This is a genomic window from Aeromonas sp. LsrichE-8G (genome assembly GCF_022869435.1).
In the GTDB taxonomy this organism is placed as follows: Bacteria; Pseudomonadota; Gammaproteobacteria; order Enterobacterales; family Aeromonadaceae; genus Aeromonas; species Aeromonas caviae.
In genome coordinates this window covers 1-4453 of the sequence record NZ_JALIHH010000079.1, presented here as the reverse complement: position 1 = coordinate 4453, position 4453 = coordinate 1, and the positions used below count along the sequence as shown (strand labels likewise).

The 4453-nt window shown below is 59.8% G+C and carries 4 protein-coding genes; 2 read left to right on the top strand and 2 right to left on the bottom strand.

Annotated features, from left to right (window positions below; all coding sequences use genetic code 11):
* Window positions 1–231 precede the first annotated feature (231 nt).
* Complete coding sequence (rsuA, locus tag MUW49_RS13465) at window positions 232–924, top strand: 16S rRNA pseudouridine(516) synthase RsuA (protein ID WP_202211434.1); 693 nt, start codon at window positions 232–234, stop codon at window positions 922–924.
* Between the two features lie 101 nt (window positions 925–1025).
* Here the strand turns inward: rsuA and MUW49_RS13460 are convergent, their stop codons facing one another.
* Window positions 1026–1928: a DMT family transporter gene (locus MUW49_RS13460; protein WP_010675302.1), complete on the bottom strand. Its 903-nt coding sequence runs from the start codon at window positions 1926–1928 to the stop codon at window positions 1026–1028.
* Between the two features lie 289 nt (window positions 1929–2217).
* Between MUW49_RS13460 and MUW49_RS13455 the strand changes: the two genes are divergently transcribed.
* On the top strand, window positions 2218–3855 hold the full coding sequence (locus MUW49_RS13455; protein ID WP_201873177.1) for a peptide ABC transporter substrate-binding protein: 1638 nt from the start codon (window positions 2218–2220) through the stop codon (window positions 3853–3855).
* Between the two features lie 82 nt (window positions 3856–3937).
* On the opposite strand, the gene tnpA is transcribed toward MUW49_RS13455, so the two are convergent.
* Window positions 3938–4342 carry an IS200/IS605-like element ISAs26 family transposase gene (gene tnpA / locus MUW49_RS13450; RefSeq protein WP_227262903.1) on the bottom strand — a complete coding sequence of 135 codons (405 nt, stop codon included), beginning with the start codon at window positions 4340–4342 and terminating at the stop codon, window positions 3938–3940.
* Between the last annotated feature and the right edge of the window lie 111 nt (window positions 4343–4453).

The window sequence follows — 4453 nt, the reverse complement described above, 5'->3', positions numbered from 1 at the left end:
GGACACGCCGTTTTAGCCTGTGGAGGCGTGGTGCAATCAGGCCGCCCGATGAAGCAGGAACCCGGTACTGCGCGAGCAGCTATCACCCAGTAATGGGAATCCCCCTCCTGTGACGCGAAGCGCTAAGGTGGGGGAGGATGTCAACTTGAGTCCCTGTCGCTTAGTACTGGTGTTGTCGGGTCTGACCGATATAATGTGGCCCCCAATCATGATGGATTCCGAGGTTTTTGCATGCGGCTCGACAAATTTCTTTGCGATTGCTCCGATTTGACCCGTTCCCAGGCGGGCAAGCTGATCCGTCAGGGGGAAGTGCTGGTAGACGGCGTGCTGGTCAAGCAGCCCGCCTTTCACATCAACGAGCAACACCAGATCGAGTTTGACGGCGTGACCTTGACCCTGAACCAGCAGAATCGCTACTTCATGCTGCACAAGCCGGAAGGATACGTCTGCTCCAACGAGGATCCGGATCACGCCACCGTGTTCCACCTGCTCGACGAGCCGGCCATGGGCAAACTGCATGTGGTGGGGCGCCTCGATCTCGATACCACCGGGCTGGTGCTGATCACCGATGATGGCCAGTGGTCCCATCGCATCACGTCGCCCCGTCACGAGTGTGCCAAGACCTACCATGTTTGGCTGGCTGACCCCGTGAGTGAAGAGGCCATCTCGCTCTTTGCTGACGGTATCTATCTGCGCAACGAGAACGACAAGACCCGCCCTGCGGAGCTGGAGATCCTGGACGAGCGAGAAGCACGCCTGACCATCCACGAGGGCAAGTATCACCAGGTGAAGCGGATGTTCGCCGCCATCGGCAACAAGGTGGTCGGGTTGCATCGGGAACGCATCGGCGATCTGACTCTGGACGATGAGCTGACACCGGGGGAATACCGGGAGCTGACCGAAGAGGAAGTGACTCTGTTCTAGGGGCGCGATCGCCTCTCTCCCTGTCCGGTACGAGGGAGCATCGGCGGCTCAGTGCCGCCGATGGGCGTGTTGGTCCTTCCTTCTTGCAGGAGAGACGGGGCTCAGTTCCCCATTCCCAGCACCAGGGCCGTGCCCAGGGTGGCGAGCAGGGCTCCGGCCCAGGCGGGGAGCGAGGGACGCATCCCCGAGTGCCACCACAGCAAGGGCAGCAGAATGACCGGTGTGGTGGAAGACAAGATGGCCACCATGCCCACATCTCCCTGACGCAGGGCCACCAGGATCAGGGTCATTCCCAGCGTCATTGCCAGAAATCCGTTGATACCTATCATGCCGAGCACCTGCCGGTTGATGGGGTTGTGCGGCATGGCGAGCGGCAGGCGCAGAGCCCGCAAGACGCAGTGTGCCAAGAGGGCGCTGCCCATGCGCACGCCAGAAGCGCTCACTGCGTCCACGGTGCCGCTCATCATCACCGGCTTGGCGATGATCGCTCCGAGGCTCTGGCACAGGGCTGCGGTGAGGCCAAGGGCTATGCCGACCACGAGGCGGCCGCGCACCTGCTCCCATTCGTTCTGCTGGTTGTCGCCACGACGACCAAACAGGATGGCGAGCATGACCCCGGCCAGGACCAGCAAGGCGCCTGGCAGGCGCCAACCATCGAGCCGCTCGCCAAAGAGCCAGAGCCCAAGCAGGGCGGAGAAGAGGGCGTGGCAGGAGAAGAGCAGACCGCTGCGCCTGGGGCCGAGTCGGTTCATGCAGGCAAAGAGGGCAGTATCGCCGACGAAGATGCCGATGAGGCCGGAGAGGGCCAGCAGGGGAAGGGCGCTCTCGGTGAGGGTCTGCCAGCCTCCCGTCACCAGACTTGCGCTGGCCAGCATCAGGCTGACCAGGAACATCCGCCAGCGGCTGTAGGCAAAGGCCCCCAGATGGCGAGCCGGTTTGACGGAGATGAGGGCGGCGATCGCCCATAAACTGGCGGCAGCCAGCGCCAACCATTCGTAACCCATAAAGACCCCTGAAACGGTAGACGACAACCGGACCTACAGGCGACATATCACCCCGGGCCGATTGCTTACGGGGCAGGGGAGCGTGCCTTCTTGCTGTCGCACGCACCCGTGGCCGCTATGTCGTCATAAAACCATGAAAAAAATAGCCCGGAAGACTCCCTCTATCGGGCAGGCCCGATACAATACGGGCCGTCTTCGGGGATAACAAGCGCGGCATCATGCATTCGTTTCCAGGCGCGCCGCCGGCCTTCTCCCTATTGCAGTCAAAAGAATTGAACGAGGTTAATGTATGTTTTACCGTTTCGCCGTCAGGCCAGCCCGTTGCTGGCTATCTCCCTTACTGCTTGGGTTGATGGCGGTGCCGCCGTCACTGGCTAGTAGCGTGGTTGAGCAGACTTACATTTCAGATAGACAAACCCTGGTCAAAGGCAATGGCGCCGAACCCGAGTCCCTCGATCCGGCCCTGATCCGCTCCGGCTTCCCAGGGGAGGTGGTGCTGGTGGACCTGTTCGAGGGGCTGGTGAGCGAGGATGGACAGGGCATGATAGTGCCCGCCCAGGCCCAGCGCTGGGAGACCAGCGAGGATGGACTGGTGTGGCGTTTCTTTCTGCGTCCCCAGCTCAAATGGTCCAACGGCGAGCCCCTCACAGCCCGGGATTTCGTCTACGCCTGGCGGCGGCTGCTGAATCCGGCGCAGGCTTCCCCCTCCGCTGGCCTGTTGCTGGCGACCGGCATCAACAATGCCCAGTCCATTTATGCCGGTGCGCTCGATCTCGATGCCCTGGGGGTGGAGGCAGAAAGCGACCAGATCCTGAAAGTGACCCTGGAGCGTCCCGTTCCCTATTTCCTGCAACTGGTCAGCCAGCGTCCCTTCGTGCCGGTCAACGAACGGGTCATCACCCAGTTTGGCAAGCAGTGGACCCAGCCAGGCAAGATGGTGAGCAATGGCCCTTACAAGCTGGCGAGCTGGGTGGTGAACGAGCGCATCGAAGCCGAGCGCAACCCCCAGTACTGGGATGACGCCCATACCCGGATCCAGCGGGTGACCTACCTGCCGCTCGCTTCCCAGCATGGGGAGCGGCTGCGTTACGAAGCGGGGGAGATCCAGCTCACCAACAAGGTGGCGCTGGAGTACTACCAGAAGACCATGCAGGAGGCACCGGAGCGGATCTGGGGTTTGCCGCTGCTTGGCACCTATCTTTATACCTTCAATCTCAATCTCCCTGAATTGCAGGATGTGCGGGTGCGCCAAGCGCTCTCCATGGCCATTGATCGCTACCTGCTGACCGAGAAGGTGAGCGGCCAGGGAGAACGTCCTGCCTGGTCATTGCTGCCCGCCATGCCAGGTTATGACGAACTGGATATCCCCCTCTCCCGGGAAGACCAGTCAACTCGGTTGGCCCGCGCAGCCGCGCTGTTGGCCCAGGCAGGCTACAACAGCGCCCATCCCCTCAGGTTGACACTGACCTACAACACGTCGGAGAACCACAAGAAGCTGGCTCTGGCGGTGGCGGCCATGTGGAAACCGCTGGGGGTAGAAGTCTCCCTCAACAACATGGAGTGGAATGCTTATCAGGTGGCCAAGAACAGTGGTGATTTCATGCTGGCGCGTTCATTTTTGTTTGGTGATTATGTCGAGCCGTCGTCCATGCTTGGCAGTTTCCGCTGCCAGGATCCCCAGAACGAGAGCGGCTACTGCAACCCCGTCTTCGATGGTCTGCTGCAGCAGGCCTCCGAGACCCTGGATGCCAACGTTCGGTCCGGGATCTATCATCAGGCCGAGCAACTGCTGATGGAGGAGGTGCCCGTCATCCCCGTCTATCACTACAACCAGATGAGACTGGTGGACCCGGCACTGCGCGGCTTGCCGAGCCGCAACCTCAAGGGCGCCATCGCCACCAAGGATCTCTATTTCAGCCAGCCATGAGGAGTGTGGAATGAAGATTGCCATCTTAAATGCGAAATGGGACTCCCTCCGACGTAGGTGGGAGGGGTATTTCGCCGGGGCGTCAGCCCCGCTGGTTTTGAATGTATTGCTTGATCACCTCCAACGGTGCTCCGCCGCAAGAGCCCGCAAAGTAAGAGCGTGACCAGAGTACGGGTTTGCTGTAAGCACCTCTCAAGTCCAGAAATTCATTACGCAGTCGCCTTGATGTGACCGCCTTTAACGAGTTCACCAGTACCGATAGCTGCACCGTTGGCGCGTACTCTATCAGCATGTGAACATGATCAGCCTCTCCGTCACACTCTTTCAGTTCCGCACCAAAATCTCTGCAAACCTCTGCCGCACACTGACCTAAGGAAGCGTGATGCAGATCCCCCAATATCGGCTTTCGATACTTGGTGATAAACACCAAATGTACGTGCAAAGCGTAGGCTGCATGGCGTGATTTATTAATTTTAGTGAATTGCATTCTGTCACTCAATCGGGCTTAATAGATATGGCAATAATGCTACACACTGAGCGCTAAATGCAAATTCTGAAAGCCTACAAATTCCGACTCGAACCGACCGAACAACAAGCG

Bases quoted from the DNA above. Each gene is read 5' to 3' on its own strand.
- rsuA (WP_202211434.1), top strand. From the start codon at position 232: ATGCGGCTCGACAAATTTCTTTGCGATTGCTCCGATTTGACCCGTTCC.
- tnpA (WP_227262903.1), bottom strand. From the start codon at position 4,342: ATGCAATTCACTAAAATTAATAAATCACGCCATGCAGCCTACGCTTTG.
- MUW49_RS13460 (WP_010675302.1), bottom strand. From the start codon at position 1,928: ATGGGTTACGAATGGTTGGCGCTGGCTGCCGCCAGTTTATGGGCGATC.
- MUW49_RS13455 (WP_201873177.1), top strand. From the start codon at position 2,218: ATGTTTTACCGTTTCGCCGTCAGGCCAGCCCGTTGCTGGCTATCTCCC.